The organism is Telluria beijingensis, from assembly GCF_030770395.1.
GTDB classification, from domain to species: domain Bacteria; phylum Pseudomonadota; class Gammaproteobacteria; order Burkholderiales; family Burkholderiaceae_D; genus Telluria; species Telluria beijingensis.
In genome coordinates this window covers 739,817-754,903 of sequence record NZ_CP132480.1, presented here as the reverse complement: position 1 = coordinate 754,903, position 15,087 = coordinate 739,817, and the positions used below count along the sequence as shown (strand labels likewise).

The 15,087-nt window shown below is 66.7% G+C and carries 10 protein-coding genes; 6 read left to right on the top strand and 4 right to left on the bottom strand.

The features are described from left to right. Positions 1-24: 24 nt before the first annotated feature. The 5 genes from Q9246_RS03400 to Q9246_RS03380 all read left to right on the top strand — a co-directional run bounded on the left by Q9246_RS03400 (position 25) and on the right by Q9246_RS03380 (position 7,156). The gene (locus tag Q9246_RS03400; protein WP_306395458.1) at positions 25-1,188 is read left to right on the top strand and encodes a glycoside hydrolase family 88 protein; all 1,164 of its coding nucleotides are present in this window, start codon (positions 25-27) and stop codon (positions 1,186-1,188) included. Beyond that, complete coding sequence (locus tag Q9246_RS03395; RefSeq protein ID WP_306395456.1) at positions 1,185-3,548, top strand: beta-galactosidase; 2,364 nt, start codon at positions 1,185-1,187, stop codon at positions 3,546-3,548. Before Q9246_RS03400 ends, Q9246_RS03395 begins: the two co-directional genes overlap by 4 nt. A gap of 19 nt (positions 3,549-3,567) precedes the next feature. Further along, on the top strand, positions 3,568-4,827 hold the full coding sequence (locus tag Q9246_RS03390; RefSeq protein ID WP_306395455.1) for a DUF2264 domain-containing protein: 1,260 nt from the start codon (positions 3,568-3,570) through the stop codon (positions 4,825-4,827). A gap of 106 nt (positions 4,828-4,933) precedes the next feature. Continuing rightward, the gene (locus Q9246_RS03385; RefSeq protein WP_306395454.1) at positions 4,934-6,142 is read left to right on the top strand and encodes an EAL domain-containing protein; all 1,209 of its coding nucleotides are present in this window, start codon (positions 4,934-4,936) and stop codon (positions 6,140-6,142) included. A 69-nt stretch (positions 6,143-6,211) separates the two neighbouring features. Continuing rightward, a complete protein-coding gene (locus tag Q9246_RS03380) occupies positions 6,212-7,156 on the top strand; it encodes an alginate lyase family protein (RefSeq protein WP_306395453.1) in 945 nt (314 codons plus the stop codon). Between the two features lie 69 nt (positions 7,157-7,225). Here Q9246_RS03380 and Q9246_RS03375 read toward each other — a convergent pair whose 3' ends face one another. Together Q9246_RS03375 and Q9246_RS03370 are read right to left on the bottom strand one after the other, a co-directional pair. Continuing rightward, entirely contained in the window at positions 7,226-9,070 is a 1,845-nt protein-coding gene (locus Q9246_RS03375) for a hypothetical protein (protein ID WP_306395451.1), read from the bottom strand. A gap of 81 nt (positions 9,071-9,151) precedes the next feature. Continuing rightward, a complete protein-coding gene (locus Q9246_RS03370) occupies positions 9,152-10,147 on the bottom strand; it encodes a LacI family DNA-binding transcriptional regulator (protein ID WP_306395450.1) in 996 nt (331 codons plus the stop codon). A 131-nt stretch (positions 10,148-10,278) separates the two neighbouring features. Between Q9246_RS03370 and Q9246_RS03365 the strand changes: the two genes are divergently transcribed. Next, positions 10,279-11,103 (top strand): NAD-dependent epimerase/dehydratase family protein, encoded by an 825-nt coding sequence (locus Q9246_RS03365; protein WP_306395447.1) that lies wholly within the window; start codon positions 10,279-10,281, stop codon positions 11,101-11,103. 99 nt (positions 11,104-11,202) lie between these two features. Here Q9246_RS03365 and Q9246_RS03360 read toward each other — a convergent pair whose 3' ends face one another. Continuing rightward, entirely contained in the window at positions 11,203-13,728 is a 2,526-nt protein-coding gene (locus Q9246_RS03360) for a TonB-dependent receptor (RefSeq protein ID WP_306395445.1), read from the bottom strand. A 79-nt stretch (positions 13,729-13,807) separates the two neighbouring features. Continuing rightward, positions 13,808-15,025 (bottom strand): glycoside hydrolase family 88 protein, encoded by a 1,218-nt coding sequence (locus Q9246_RS03355; RefSeq protein WP_306395442.1) that lies wholly within the window; start codon positions 15,023-15,025, stop codon positions 13,808-13,810. Between the last annotated feature and the right edge of the window lie 62 nt (positions 15,026-15,087).

Here is a 15,087-nt window from a genome sequence, read left to right as displayed (position 1 = left end):
ATTTCAATGAAGAGTGATCACACGATGACGAGACGACTTTGCCTGAAACTGATCCTGGCCGCGACGGCCGGCATCGCCGCCGGCTGCGCCAATATCGGCGCCGGCAGTGGGACCGACCTTCGCACGCCAACGCGCGCCGAGGTCGTGGCCGACCTGGTGCGCGCCAACGACTACTGGCAGCGCCAGCACGCCCCCCAGCAGTGGGCGTTCTGGGACGTCGCCGCCTACCACACCGGCAATATGGCGGCCCATGCGCTGACCGGCAACGCGGCCTGGCGCGATTATTCGACCGCCTGGGCCGAGCATAACCGCTGGCGCGGCGCGGGGTCGGACAATCGCGCCGAATGGAAGTACAGCTATGGCGAAACGCCCGACCACGTGCTGTTCGGCGACTGGCAGACCTGCTTCCAGGTCTATGCCGACCTGTACCAGCTCGATGGCCGCAAGGACCCGCGCCGCATCGCGCGCGCGCGCGAAGTCATGGAATACCAGATGGGCACCCCGAACAGCGATTACTGGTGGTGGGCCGACGGCATCTATATGGTGATGCCGGTGATGACCAAGCTGTACAAGGCCACCGGCGATGCGCGCTACCTGGCCAAGATGAACGAGTATTTCACCTATGCCGACCGCCTGATGTTCGACCCCGACGCGGGCCTTTACTACCGCGACGCCAAGTACATCTACCCGAAGCACAAGTCGTCCAATGGCGGCAAGGACTTCTGGGCGCGCGGCGATGGCTGGGTGTTCGCGGCCCTGGCCACGACGCTGGCCGAGCTGCCGCCGGACGACCCGAGCCGCCCCCTGCTCGTCGACCGCTTCAGGCGCATGGCGGCGGCCCTGAAACCTGTGCAGCAGGACGGCGGCTACTGGACCCGCAGCCTGCTCGACCCGGGCCATGCGCCGGGGCCGGAAAGCAGCGGCACCGCCTTCTTCACCTATGCCTACGCCTGGGGAATCAACAACGGCTACCTGGCGCGCGCCGACTACGGGCCGACCGCGCTGCGCGGTTGGCAGTTCCTGAGCCGGGTCGCGCTGCAGAGCGACGGCCGGCTTGGCTACGTGCAGCCGATCGGCGAGCGCGCGATACCGGGCCAGGTGGTCGACCAGGAATCGACCGCGCCGTTCGGCGTCGGCGCCTTCCTGCTGGCGGCGACCGAGATCGCGCGCCTGGTGGACACGCCATGAGCGCCCCGCTGCCGCGGCGGCGCCTGCTGCAACGGGCCGCGGCCGCTGCGACGCTGGCGCTGCTGCCGCCGGCGCAGGCCCATGCCCCGGCGCCGGTCCGGTTCGCGATCGGACGCGACGACTTCCTCCTCGACGGCAAGCCGCTCCAGATTCGCTGCGGCGAGATCCATTTTTCGCGCGTGCCGCGCGAATACTGGACCCACCGCCTGCAAACCATCAAGGCGATGGGGCTGAACACGGTGTGCGCCTACCTGTTCTGGAACTACCACGAATGGCGCGAAGGACGCTTCGACTGGGAGGGCCAGCGCGACGCCGCCGAGTTCTGCCGCCTGGCGCAGCGGGAGGGACTGTGGGTCATCCTGCGCCCCGGCCCGTATGCCTGCGCCGAATGGGAAATGGGCGGCCTGCCGTGGTGGCTGCTCAAGCAGCCGGGCAACGCATTCCTGCGCACCGCCGACAGCGCCTTCGTGGCGCCGGCGCGGCGCTGGCTGGTTGAAGTCGGCCGCGTGCTTGGCCCGCAGCAGGTGACCCAGGGCGGACCGATCCTGATGGTGCAGGTCGAGAACGAGTACGGCTTCTACGGCGACGACCGAGACTACATGCGCGTCATGCGCCAGGCCTTGCTGGACGCCGGCTTCGCGGTGCCGCTATTCCAGTGCAACCCGACCAATGCGGTGGCCCGGACCCATATCCCGGAACTGTATTCGGTGGCAAACTTCGGCAGCAATCCCGAGGCCGGCTTCAAGGCGCTGGCCGAGGTGCAGCAGGCCCCGCTGATGTGCGGCGAATATTACTCGGGCTGGTTCGACACCTGGGGCGCGCCGCACCGCCGCGGCCCGGTCGACAACGCGGTGGCCGACATCCGCGCCATGCTGGCGGCGAACGGCTCGTTCAGCCTGTACATGGCGCACGGCGGCACCACCTTCGGCCTGTGGGGCGGCTGCGACCGCCCGTTCCGGCCCGACACCACCAGCTACGACTACGACGCCCCGATCAGCGAGGCGGGCTGGATCGGCGCCAAGTTCAAGGCCTACCGCGATGCCATGACGCCATTCCTGGCGCCCGGCGAAGCCCTGCCGGCGCCGCCGCCGCCGATGCCGGTGATGACGATCCCCGCCTTCGCCCTGAACCAGACCGCGCCGCTGGCGGCCAGCCTGCCGGCGCGCGTGATCGAGGACGCATCTCCGCGTCCGATCGAGGAATACGACATCAGCCGCGGCATCGTGGTCTACCGCGCCACCCTGCCCCCCGGACCGGCCGGCCGCCTGGCGGCCGCCAGGGTGCGTGACCTGGCCTGGGTACGGCTCGACGGCAAGCCGGTGGGCACGATGGACACCCGCCATCGCCGCTACCAGGTCGACCTCCCCGCGCGCAGCAAACCGGCCGTAATCGAGATCGTGCTGTACACGATCGCGCGCGTGAACTTCGGGGTCGAGATCCACGACCGCAAGGGCGTGCACGGCCCGGTCACCTTCACCCCCAGCGGTGGCCAGCCGCAGGCAATCGAGCACTGGGAAATCCGCGCCATCGATTTCGATGCCGAGGGCGTGCTGCCGCCGCTGGCGTTCCGGCGCGGCCGCAGCAAGGGGGCCGCCTTCTGGCGCGGCAGCTTCGACGCCGCCCGCAGCGCCGACACTTTCCTCGACATGTCCGGCTGGGGCCAGGGCATCGTCTGGATCAACGGCCGCTGCCTGGGCCGCTACTGGAGCATCGGCCCGACCCAGACCATGTACCTGCCAGGGCCGTGGATCCGGCGCGGGCGCAACCAGGTGGTGGTGCTCGACCTGACCGGCCCACGCGAGGCGCGCATCGCCGGCCTGACCACGCCGATCCTGGACCAGCTGCACCGCGAGCGCGACCTGGCGCGCGCGCCGAGCCGGGTCAAGCCACGGCTGGATGGCGTCAAGCCGGCCCACGAAGGCGAGTTCGTGCCGGGCTCAAATACCCAGGACGTGCGCTTCGCGGCGCCGCGGCTGGCGCGCCAGTTCTGCCTGGAGACCCTCGACGCCTTCGACGGCAAGCCGTATGCGGCGCTGGCCGAGCTGTCGCTGCTGGACCGAAGCGGCAAGACCCTCGACCAGTCCAACTGGACCATCGCCTGGGTCGACAGCGAAGAATCCAGTCGCGAAGACGGCGGCGCGCTCAATGCGATCAATGGCCAGAACAGCGACTACTGGCACACGGCCTACAGCGGCCCCGGCGCCGGCGGCGCCCATCCGCACCGGCTGGTGATCGATCTCGGCCACGAGGTCGAGGTGGCGGGCCTGCGCTACGTGCCGCGCCAGGGCAAGGACGATGTGACCGGCCGCATCCGCCGCTACCGCGCCTATGCGGGCGAGCGCCTGGCGGACGAAGACTGAACGACGACAAGGAGACACGATGCAACGACGGAATTTTATTGGCAGCCTGGTGGCGGGCGGCACGCTGGCCGGCTTGTCCACTTACACCGCAATGGCGGCAGCGGCAGCGCCGGCGGCCGGCAACGACCGCGCCTGGATGGCCGGCCTGCTGCAGAAGATGGCCGAGCCGGTACTGTCGAACATGGCGCGCGGAGAACTCAGGAGAAATTTCAACCTGGAGCTCAGCCCGACCTGGGACAAGCGCGACACCCGGGTCGCCTACCTGGAATGCTTCGGGCGCCTGATCGCCGGTCTCGCTCCGTGGCTGGCCCTGCCCGACGATGCCAGCGCCGAGGGCAAGGTCCGCGCGCGCCTGCGCCAGCAGGCGCTGCAAAGCTATGCGCACGCGGTCGACCCGGGCAGTCCCGACTACCTTGCCTGGCGTGGACACGGCCAGGCGCTGGTCGATTCCGCTTACTTCACCAATGCGCTGATGCGCGCGCCGAAAGCCCTGTGGGAGCCGCTCGACGCCACCACCAAGAAACGCATCGTGGCCGAGATCAAGGGCTTGCGGCGGATCGAGCCGCCGTACATCAACTGGCTGCTGTTCGCGGCGATGAACGAAGCCTGGCTGCTGTCGATCGGGGAAGAATCGGACCCGCTGCGCACCAATATCGCGATCCGCAAGGTCAACGAATGGTATGTGGGCGACGGCTGGATCAAGGATGGCGAGTCGTTCCACTTCGATTACTACAGCTCCTTCGTGATGTACCCGATGCTGCTCGAGATCCTCGAAGTGCTCGAACGCCACGACGCGCCGTTCTGGAACGGCAAGCCGGCCGAGCTGCGCGCCCAGGCGCTCAAGCGCACGCAGCGCTATTGCGAGCACCTGGAGCGTTTCATCTCGCCGCAGGGGACCTTCCCGCCGGTCGGCCGCTCGCTCACCTACCGCAGCGCCGCCTTCCAGCCGCTGGCCTTGCTGGCCTGGCGCAAGCAGCTGCCAAAAAGCCTGCCCGAAGGCCAGGTGCGCGCCGCGCTGCAGGCAGTGCACAAGGCGCTATGGACCGATCCCGGCAATTTCACGAAAGACGGCTACCTCACCATCGGCTTCGCCGGCCACCAGCCGGAACTGGGCGACTGGTACTCGAACAACGGCAGCATGTACATCGCCTCGGCCAGCTTCCTGGCCCTTGGCCTGCCGGCGGATGACACTTACTGGACCAGCCCGGCGCAGGACTGGACCCAGAAAAAGGCATTCGCGGGCCACAAGTTCCCGAAAGACTATCCGGTCGATTATTGAGGACGATGCGAGGCAGGTATATCGTCCGAACGGCCGATGGCGCGACACTTGACATCCTGGCAAGCTCAGGGGATAACCTCATTATTCACGCCAACCTGGACCTGCCATGACCATCGTCACCGCGGACGACATCGCCTGTGGGCTGAACAACAGGGAATTCGTGCTGTACTACCAGCCCAAGGTGTCCCTGATCAGTAACCGCATCACCGGCGCCGAAGCCCTGGTGCGCTGGCGCCGCCGCAATGGCGAGGTCTTGCCGGCATCCATGTTCATTCCGGTGGCCGAGCAGGCCGGCCTGCTGCGGCCCCTGACCCAGCAGCTGTTCCCGCAACTGGTGGGCGACCTGGCGGGCAGCGGCCTGGAGCACCAGTTCCGGATCTCGTTCAATGTGTGCTCATGCGACCTGGAAGACCGCGCCCTGACCACGCTGATCCTTGACGCGCTGGCCGCCGGGCGCCTGCCGCCGAGCGCGCTCGAGCTCGAGATCACCGAGACCCAGGCCATGCAGGCCGCGCCCTGCGTGCTGCACAACGTCCAGGCCCTGACCGAGGCCGGCATCGGGCTGGCGATGGACGACTACGGCATCGGCTACTCGAGCATCGACACGCTCAGCCAGTGGCCGTTCACGACCATCAAGCTGGACCAGGGCATCGTCGAGCGCATGCTCGATTCGCCCAAGAACGCGACCATCGTGCGCTCCTCGATCCGGCTCGGCCACGAGCTGGGGATGGAGGTGGTGGCCGAAGGCGTCGAGACGGTGCCGCAGCACGACTTCCTGCTCGAAGCCGGCTGCGGCGTGGCGCAAGGCTTCCTAATCAGCCGCGCCTTGCCGCTCGAGGCCTTCAAGGCCTTCTGCGCCACGGCGAACAAATGCCGCGGCCTGCCGGTCGGCCTGGTGCACATGGCGATCGTCGACCACGTGCAATGGCGGCGCCAGATGGCCAGCTATGCGATCCAGCGCGCCGCCCTGCCGCCGAACGCGCCGCTGCGCCAGTCGGGCGGCCATCCGACCCTGTGCGTCACCAAGTGCGCGCTGGGCCGCTGGTACCTTGGCGAAGGACGGTATTTCGCCGGCACGCCGATGTACCAGGCGCTCGACGCCCCGCACCGCAAGCTGCACGAGATCGGCGCCCACCTCGTCGAGCGCATCCGCGCGGGCGCCAGCCTGGCCGATATCGCGTCCTCGATGCGCGAACTCAAGCGCATATCGCTGATCCTGATCGGGCTGCTGGAAGACATCGAGGATGCCGGTTTCGAGACGCTGTTCACGCCGCCGGCAACAAGCGGCCGCTCCGCCCCGACCCTTGCTGCTTAGTGCAGCGATCCGGCTTTACTGCCCGCACCACGAGAACTACAATAAGTTAAACGTTTTCGTGGAGGTCGTATGCGCTACCTGTTCCCATCCTGCCTGGGCCTGCTGCTGTCGCCCGCTGCCTTCGCCTGTACGCCGGCGCCGCCGCCCGTGCACGATATCGACGCCAACCGTTACTACGTCGACGCCCACCGCTCGATTCCCGACCCGGTGCTCAAGGCCCGCAACGAAGCGGCGGTCAAGCCGGTCAACGATTACCTTGGCACCATCGCGCGCGCCGCCAGCGACTGGCAGGCCGGGCGCGATCCCGACGGCGCGCGCTGCGCCCTGGCCTGGCTGGAGGCCTGGGCCGGGCACAACGCCATGCTCGGCACGATGACCACCCAACAGTCGTACTACACGCGCAAATGGACGCTGGGCGGCCTGGCGCTGAGCTATGCGCGGGTGCGGCCTGCGGCCGCTCCAGGCCAGCGCGAGGCCATCGACGCCTGGCTGCGCCGGCTGGCCGACGTCACCATCGACCACGCCGAGCAGCACAAGGGCGTGCGCAACAACCACTATTACTGGGAAGGGCTGGCGGTGACGGCGGTGGGCGGCGTCACCGGGGACGTGCGCTACCTGGACTGGGGCCGTAAGGTGTTCCGCCACGCGATGGGCCAGGTGCAGCCGGACGGCTCGCTGCCGCTGGAGGTGGCGCGCGCCGGCAAGGCGCTCAGCTACCACCTGTATTCGGCGGCGCCGCTGGTGATGATGGCTTCGATCCTCGAGCAGGACGACCCGGCCCTGGAGCGGCTGCTGAAGTTCTCGGTCGGGAACGTGGCCGACCCGGCGCCGCTCGAACGCATGGCCGGTGCGCCTCAGGAGATGCCGTCGCGGGTGCCGGGCTGGATCGCGATCCACGAACGTCGCAGCGGCCAGCGCCTCGCGCCCGAAGCGCCGCCGGCGGACAACTGGGATGCGCGCATGGGGGGCGACCGTAGCCTGGTCAATCCGCTCGAGCATCCGCGCCGCGGGTGACGCGGACGTAAAAAAAAGCGCCCGGACCGGCAGGGAGTTGCCGGTGCGGGCGCAAGGAGATGACCCGTTTTACCGATAGCGGATCGTCCAGCTCACCACCAGCGGCTCGCGCAGGCTGAACGCGCCGCTGGAACAGCTGACCACCGTGTTCATCTGGCCGTAAGGCGCCTGCCAGGCTTTGTCGCCGGCCGCCGGCCTGGCCGTGCATGCCGCCAGCCCACCCACCTCGAAGCCCTGGACCGCGCCTTCGCTGAAGCGCACCTTGTTGCCTTCGACCGTGGCGCCGCTTGAAAACGCGCCGAATTCGAGAGTCAGCTTCGCCACGTCGAGCGGCGCGGCCGGGGTATAGCGGTCGGTGCGCGTGATGGCGCCCGGCTGCAGGGTGTATTCGGTCTCGACGCGGATGCGCGGATCGGCCACCGGGACGTTCTTGCCCAGCCGGGTCAGGGCATCCTGGCGATAGGTGACCGCGTGGCCGCCGCGCTGCTCCCGGGCCTGGATATCCTTCATGAATGCGGTGGCGATCAACTCGCTGCCGTCGGCCAGCGTAAACTTCGGCATCAGCTGCGGATGTGCATACCCGCTGTCGGCCACGCCCGACACGATGCCATGCGCGAACGGCAGCGGATAATACGGGCTGTTCGCATGCTGGCTTTGGCCGCCGTTGATCAGGGACAGGCTGAACACATGCCCCTGGTCGCGCCAGATCGCCAGCGCGCGGTCATGTTCGCCGCGCGCGAAGCGCGTCAGGCTGAACTTAGGCCGGCTGCGCTCGAGCCAGGCCGCCAGGTCCTGGCGCGGCGCCACGTCCTTCATGCCGGCCCGGTTCCACATCTCGTTGGTGGCGATGAGCTGGTGCAGCAGCGAGAAGTTCTCGCCCAGGATGCGGTGCTTGCCGCGGTAGGCATCGGTGCGCCGGCCGTCGTTCCACATATCGACCGAGCGCATGTCGGCCCGGTACCATAAATTCATGTAGCGTTCGGCGATGCGCGCCGAATAGGCATACGCATACTCTTTCTCGTCCGGCGTGAGCACGTCCAGGTAGGCCGCGGTCGACAGGATTTCCAGCATCGCGGTCTCGCCATACGGCCCCAGGCTGCGGCCCATGGTGAAGCCGGTGCCATCGGCGCGCGCGCTGTTCAGGGCGACGTCGGCCGACTTGCGCAGCAGCGCCTTCAGTTCTGGCGTCACTTCCAGGCCGGTCTCGATGAAGCGCTCGCAGATCTCGGCGCTGAGCAGGATGCTGTAGCGGTCGAAGCGGCCCTGGCCATCGGTCTCGTCGCTGAAGCCATAGTCGCCCGAGTATTTTGCATAATGCTTGAGCATGCGGTCGAGCAGCACTTCGCTGCCGGCGGTGTCTTCCCATCCCATCAGCATGCGCAGGCGGGCGATGCTGAAGGCGACGCCGTAGTAATTGGTCGGCAGGTCGATCAGTTCGTAGCTCGGCACGCGCACGAAGGTGCGCCAGTCCAGTTGCTTGCGCAGGCGTTCGAGGGTCGCGGGCCGCACGGCGCGCTCGAGGAGGCCAGCCTTCTTGAGGCGATGCAGGGCGCCGATGTAGTAATAGATGCCCCACGATTCGTTGTTCATGCCGATCGTCAGGTCGGCCAGGTCGGCGTAGTCGCGCAGCATGCCGGGCAGGCGCGGGTCGTCGGCCGGAAGGTGCACCAGCAGGTCCGCCAGGCCGGTGGCTATCTTCCCGGGCAAGAACTTGTCCTTGCTGTTGAGGGCCTTCTCGCCATCCATCACGATGTTTTCCCGCTCCTTCACCAGCTTCTGGATCAGGTATTCGAGCTGCGGGTAGGCTTGCTCGACGCTGCGCTGCAGCGGTGGCGTGGCCGCGGTGGCAGCTGCGGCGTGGACAGGAACGGCCAGCAGGGATGCCGCCGCCAGCAAGGGAAGTGCGTGACGCATGCGAGGTCTCCGATATAGTTAAACGTTTTCCAAAGAATATGGCAACGCTACCGGAAAGTAAAGCGGAAATGCGTGGAGTGACTAGGCGCCTCGGGCCTGGGTCGACGCGCGCAGCACCAGTTGCGGCGCGACCTTGGTGAGTTTCTCGACCTGTTCGCCGCGGATCACCGCCAGCAGCTTGGTCATCGCCGTCGCGCCCATACGCTCGCTCTGCAGGTCGACGGTGGTGAGCGCCGGCGTCACGTACTTGCCATAGGCGATATTGTCGAAGCCGACCACCGACAGGTCGCGCGGGATCGACAGGCCCAGGTTGGCGCACTCCTTCATGAAGCCCAGGGCCATCAGGTCGTTGTAGCAGATCACGGCGTCCGGCCGCTGGGGGCCGAGCACCACGCCCGAGCACATGCGCTCGCCCTCCGCCATCGACGGATTCTCGCCGTCGTGCACGCTGAGCGCGATGCCGGCGGCGTCGAGGCATTCGCGGATGCCGCCCAGGCGCTCCTCGTCGCGCCGCGAGCGCGAAAAGCCCAGGTAGGCAATGCGTTTGTGGCCCAGCATGCGCAGGTGCTGGGCCAGCATGAAGGCGCCGCCGTGGTCGTCGCTGGCCACCGTCGGAATCGGCAGTTCGTTCAGCGAACCGAAGAACACCAGCGGCTTGTCGATGTTCGCCATCCAGCCCATCTCGTGCTCGCGCATGCGCGAGAACACGATCATGCCATCCACGCGCCGGCTCAGGTCTTCCAGCGTGCGCCGCTCGCGGCTCGGGGTTTCTTCGGTATCGACCAGCAGGACCGAATACTCCTGCTCGTGCGCGACCCGGTTGGCGCCCTTGAGGATGCTGCTGAAGTGGGGATTGTTAATGTCCAGCACCGACAACCCGATGGTATTGGTGCGGCCGGTAATCATCGACTTGGCCAGCGGATTCGATTTATAGCCGAGGGCCGCGATGGCTTCGTCGAGCGCCGCTTCGACCTTGGGCGAAAAGCGCTGCGCACCGTTGATGTACTTCGACACCGTGGCGGTGGATACCTGGGCGGCGGCGGCGACGTCGCGGATGGTCGGTGCGGAACTCTTCATGATCGGGTAATCGTTATTTGACCGGTTATCTTAGCACGCGCCCGCTCGCCAAACACTCCAATGGCGGCATTGACGCACCACAGTATCGGGGGTAATCTAGTTAAACGTTTAACATATCCTGGAGCCCATTCATGAACGAAGCGATCCCGCGCAAGCCTTTCAAACGTCTGTTGCTGACCGGCGCCGGAGGCGGCCTCGGCACGCTGCTGCGCGAGCGCATCAAGCCGTGGGCCGAGGTGGTGCGCCTGTCCGACGTGCGCGACATCCCTGCCGCCGGCGACGGCGAGGAAGTGGTGCGCTGCGACCTGGCTGACCGCGGCGCCGTGCTGGACCTGCTCGAGGGCGTGGATGCGGTGCTGCACTTCGGCGGCGTGTCGGTCGAGGAAGAAGTCGACCGGATCGTGCAGGCCAATATCGTCGGCCTGCACCACCTGTACGAGGCCGTGCACAAGAAGGGCATCAGGCGCGTGATCTATGCCAGCTCGAGCCACGTGGTCGGCTTCTACCCCACCACCCAGCGCGTCGACGCCACCATGCCGCTGCGCCCGGACTGCATCTACGGCGTCTCCAAATGCTTCGGCGAGGCGCTGTCGCGCTACTACTACGATCGCTTCGGCATCGAGACCGTGTGCCTGCGCATCGGCTCGTCCTTCCCCGAGCCGCGCAACGCGCGCATGATGACGACCTTCCTGGCCCACGACGACCTGGTCGAACTGGTGCGTTGCGCCCTGTTCACGCCGCGCGTCGGCCACACGATCACCTTCGGCGTCTCGGACAACAAGGTCAGCTGGTGGGACAACCGCCATGCCGCCCACCTGGGGTATGAAGCACGGCACAGCTCCACCGCCTTCGCCGAACGCTTTCCGCAAGACGGCAACTGGCCGCCGGCCGACGAGATCACCGCTACTTACCAGGGCGGTCCGTTCGTGCTGGCCGGGCCGATCTACAAGGACTGACGCGCACCGATATCCGATACCGCCGTGGCACAGCACGGCGGCATGAAAAATGCGGCGCCTCCCGATCGGAAGGCGCCGCAATCGTTTCTACTGTCGTGATCAGAACTTGACGTCGAGCTTCGCGCTGAAGTAACGGAACACATCGCGCGGCGGCACCCAGCTGTTGACCGTGATCGACGGCGAGGTCGAGGTCGGGCCGGCGCGGAAGCTCGGACCGCTGGCGTTCGCGTTCGGGATGTAGAAACGGTCGAACAGGTTCTTGATCTGGAAGCTCAGGCGATAGCGGTCCTTGTTGTCGCGGATGCCGAAGCCCAGGTCGGCGATCGTGTAGCTGTCGTTGACCGAGCGCGGATCGTTGTTGATATTGGTCTGGTAGTCGCTTTGGTAGCGCACATTGCCGTTGATGAAGGCGCCGAACGGCAGCGACGGGAAGCGGATGTCGTAGTTGCTGCCGATATTGACCTTGACCTTCGGCGTGCCCGGGAAGATGCCGCCCGACAGGTCCTGCACGCCGGTGGTGGCGCCGGGACGGATCGCGAAGCAGTCGCGGTTCCAGCCGCCCAGCGAACCACCCTCGCCCGCGCCGGTGCCCGGGATCACCGGATTGGTGTTGTCCTGGTAGCAGGGGCCGTTCTTCCAGTCCTCGATCGTCGGCCGGGTATAGGCCAACGAGGCGTTCATCGACCAGTTCGAGGCCAGCAGCATATTGGCGTCGATCTCGAAGCCGCGCGTGCGGATCTTCGGAATCGAGTTCAGTTGCGTATAGATGGTCGGGTCGTCCGGCAGCACGAAGGACGTGTTCTGCTGGTAGTGCCTGAAGTCGGTGTGGTACACGGTGGCCGCGATCGACAGGCGGTTATTGAGCAGGTTGGCCTTGGTCCCGAGCTCGTAGGTGCGGCTCTTCTCGGGATCGACCGGGAACGCGGCCGAGGCCTGCAGGCCGCTGGTCACATCATACGCCTTGCCCTTGTGGCCGGTGGCGGTCATGGCATACACCATCCATTCGCGATTGAGCTGCTTCTGGATACTGAGCTTGCCGGTGGTGGCCCAGTCTTCGTTGTCGCTGCTCGAGAACACGTCCTTGCCGACCGGGCCGGGCACGAAGGTCGAGCGGTCCAGCTGGTCGGTGTAGAAGTTGCGCTCGTAGTTGAAGCCCGATTCTTCCAGGTTGCGGCGCGCACCCATCACCAGGGTCCAGGTCGGCGCGAAGTCCCAGGTCGCCTGGCCGAACACCGCCTTGTTCACGTTGTAGATGTCGGTGTAGTAGTTGGTCGGGCTCGATGGCGAGTTGGCGGCGCAGACCGCAGGCGCCACGCAGAAGCCGCGGATGAAATGGCGCTCGATCTCGTTACGCGCCCACCACAGGCCGGCCACGTACCTGAAGTTGCCGGCGTCCGGCGACACCAGGCGCAGCTCCTGGGTCTTCGAGGTGATGTCGTAGGTGCCGAACTGGAGGTTCCCGACCGAGAACCGGGTCTCGCCGGGCCGGGCGATGGTCGGTACGTCGGTGAAGTCCTGGTCGCGCGAGTCGTTGGCCTTGTAGCGCTGGTAGGACGAGATCGACATCAGGGTCGCATCGTTGGGCAGCGTGTACGACAATTTGAGGCCGGCGCCGTGGGTGCGCGACGAGATGCCGGTCGGGGCGTCGCGCCGCACGTAGCGGTTGTTCGGGTTGGTCGGGTCGATGCCGGCCAGGACCAGCGACGCCGGCAGCTGCGGGTTGCCATTCATGTAGGCGGTCGAGATATCGACCGGGATGCGTTCCAGGTTGCCGGCGGCGGCCGAGCCGGTGGTGCGATAGAAGCCGTTCACCGCCGTCACGCCGCGCGTGTTCTCCTGCTCGTTATACTGCGGCATGAAGTCGATGTCGAGGTTCTTGATCGGGGTCCAGGAGAACTTGGCCATCATGGTCTTGCCCGACGAACCGTTGACCTTCTCGCCGGTGGTCAGGTTGGTGAAGTTACCCGGCATATCGCTCTTGTTGACGGCGATGCGCATGCCGAAGGTGTCGGTCATGCGGCCGCCCACCGAGGCGGCCAGGCGCCATTCCTTGTCGTCGGTGTAGTAGGCGCTGCCGCGATAGGTAACGGGCCCCGAGATCGGCTTGGTCACGATATTGATCGCGCCGGCCACCGCCGACTTGCCGAACAGGGTGCTCTGCGGCCCCTTCAGCACTTCGACCCGGGCCACGTCGGCCAGGTCGCGGAAGGCCTGGAACTGCACTGCGATCGGGATGTCGTCGAGGATCACCGAGACGTCCGATTCCACGCCGATGCCCACCGAGACGGTGCCGATGCCGCGCATGAACAGCGCGTTGTTGGCGGCAGTGGTGCCCGAGGCCTGGGTCAGTGAAGGCGTCAGCGCCACGATGTCCTCGATCTCGCGCACGTTATTGCGCTGCAGCTCGGCCTCCGAGATGACGGAAATCGCCATCGGCACGTTTTCCAGTTTTTCGACGCGCTTGTTGGCGGTGACGACCACCGACTGCAACCCGGTCGCATCCTGCTGCCCTTCCGCGAGCTCCTGGGCGTGCACGGGCAAGGCCCATTGCGCGACGGCGAGCGCCACGACTGCCGCCAGCGGTTTCACCGCGATGTTGAAACCTTCGATTTTGTTCTTGTCCAACTTGGTCTCCTCCAATTTCAAAAAGAATGGCCAGGCCGGGTAGCGACGCAGCGTCGATCCCGCGCTCGGGCCGGATGCTTCAACGATCTGCCGGCGCGCGCTTCAGGCGCAGCAATGCTTCGAGAAAGTAGTAATCCCCATAATTGAGGGGCACGTCGATTTCCTTCCCGGCCGGCTTGTGGCCGGTCGCGTGCTTGAGCAGGAAGCCGCCGTTGTCGGCGCCGCTGGCCAGGTAGGCTGTAGAAGCCAGGCTGCGCAGCTGCGCTTCGGCGAAGGCGCGGTAGGCGCGCCCCTGCTCCGCGCTCGAGAACGATGCCAGTTCCAGCAGGCTGGAAGCGACGATGGCGGCGGCCGAGCTGTCGCGCGGCGCGTTCGGGATGGCGGGGTCGTCGAAGTCCCAGTAGGGCACCTTGTCGGCCGGCAGGCGCGGATGCTGCATGAAGAAGGAGGCGATCTTGTGCGCCTGGCGCAGGTAGTCCTCTTTTTTCGTCTCGCGGTACATCATGGTGTAGCCGTACAGGGCCCAGGCTTGGCCGCGCGCCCACGACGAGGCATCGGCGTTCCCCTGCACCGTGACGCGGCTGCGGATCTTGCCGGTCTGCGGGTCGTAGTCGACCAGGTGGTAGCTCGAGCCGTCCGGGCGGAAGTGATTGCGCAAGGTGGTGTCGGCGTGCGTGACCGCGACCTCGCGGTAGCGCGGCTCGACGGCGCTGCGCGCGGCCCAGGTGAGCAGCTCCAGGTTCATCAGGTTGTCGACGATGACCGGGAAGGCCCAGGTGCTGTTCTTCCACAGGTCCCACGACTGGATGCTGCCGACCTTCGGATTGAAGCGGGTGACGAGGGTAGTGGCGCCGGCCAGCAGCGCGTCGCGGTAGGCCGGGTCGCCCGTCAGGCGGTAGCCGTTGCCGTAGCCGGCGCCCAGCATGAAGCCGAGGTCGTGCTGGCTCTTGTCGAACTTGGCCGGCGCGGTGCGCGCCGTGTAGTCGGCAGCGGCCAGGCGCCATCTGGTGTCGCCGGTGTGTTCGTACAGGTACCACAGCGAGCCGGGGAAGAAGCCAGCGGTCCAGTCGCCCGGGCCGACCAGCACCACCTCGCCCTTGTCGGTGGTGCGCGGGAAGCCCGGCTTGCGCTGGACCTTGTCGAGCAGGCCGCCGTACTGCACGGCCGCGGTATCGAAGCTGCGCTGGACCAGTTGTGAAACGGTTTCCTGGGCCATGGCGCAGGTGGCGGCGCCTGCCAGCGAAAGCGCGACGACGAGGCGCGCGGCAGCCGTCCCCACGGATGGGTAGCGTGTCATTCTCTGTCTCCTGTTATTTTTTTGTGCTTGAGTAAATGCTAGTCACAAGCGAAAGCAAAGTC

Excerpts from the sequence above, each read along its gene's own strand:
- Q9246_RS03385 (WP_306395454.1), top strand. The coding sequence starts at position 4,934 with ATGACCATCGTCACCGCGGACGACATCGCCTGTGGGCTGAACAACAGG.
- Q9246_RS03390 (WP_306395455.1), top strand. The coding sequence starts at position 3,568 with ATGCAACGACGGAATTTTATTGGCAGCCTGGTGGCGGGCGGCACGCTG.
- Q9246_RS03395 (WP_306395456.1), top strand. The coding sequence starts at position 1,185 with ATGAGCGCCCCGCTGCCGCGGCGGCGCCTGCTGCAACGGGCCGCGGCC.
- Q9246_RS03365 (WP_306395447.1), top strand. The coding sequence starts at position 10,279 with ATGAACGAAGCGATCCCGCGCAAGCCTTTCAAACGTCTGTTGCTGACC.
- Q9246_RS03355 (WP_306395442.1), bottom strand. The coding sequence starts at position 15,025 with ATGACACGCTACCCATCCGTGGGGACGGCTGCCGCGCGCCTCGTCGTC.
- Q9246_RS03370 (WP_306395450.1), bottom strand. The coding sequence starts at position 10,147 with ATGAAGAGTTCCGCACCGACCATCCGCGACGTCGCCGCCGCCGCCCAG.
- Q9246_RS03375 (WP_306395451.1), bottom strand. The coding sequence starts at position 9,070 with ATGCGTCACGCACTTCCCTTGCTGGCGGCGGCATCCCTGCTGGCCGTT.
- Q9246_RS03380 (WP_306395453.1), top strand. The coding sequence starts at position 6,212 with ATGCGCTACCTGTTCCCATCCTGCCTGGGCCTGCTGCTGTCGCCCGCT.
- Q9246_RS03400 (WP_306395458.1), top strand. The coding sequence starts at position 25 with ATGACGAGACGACTTTGCCTGAAACTGATCCTGGCCGCGACGGCCGGC.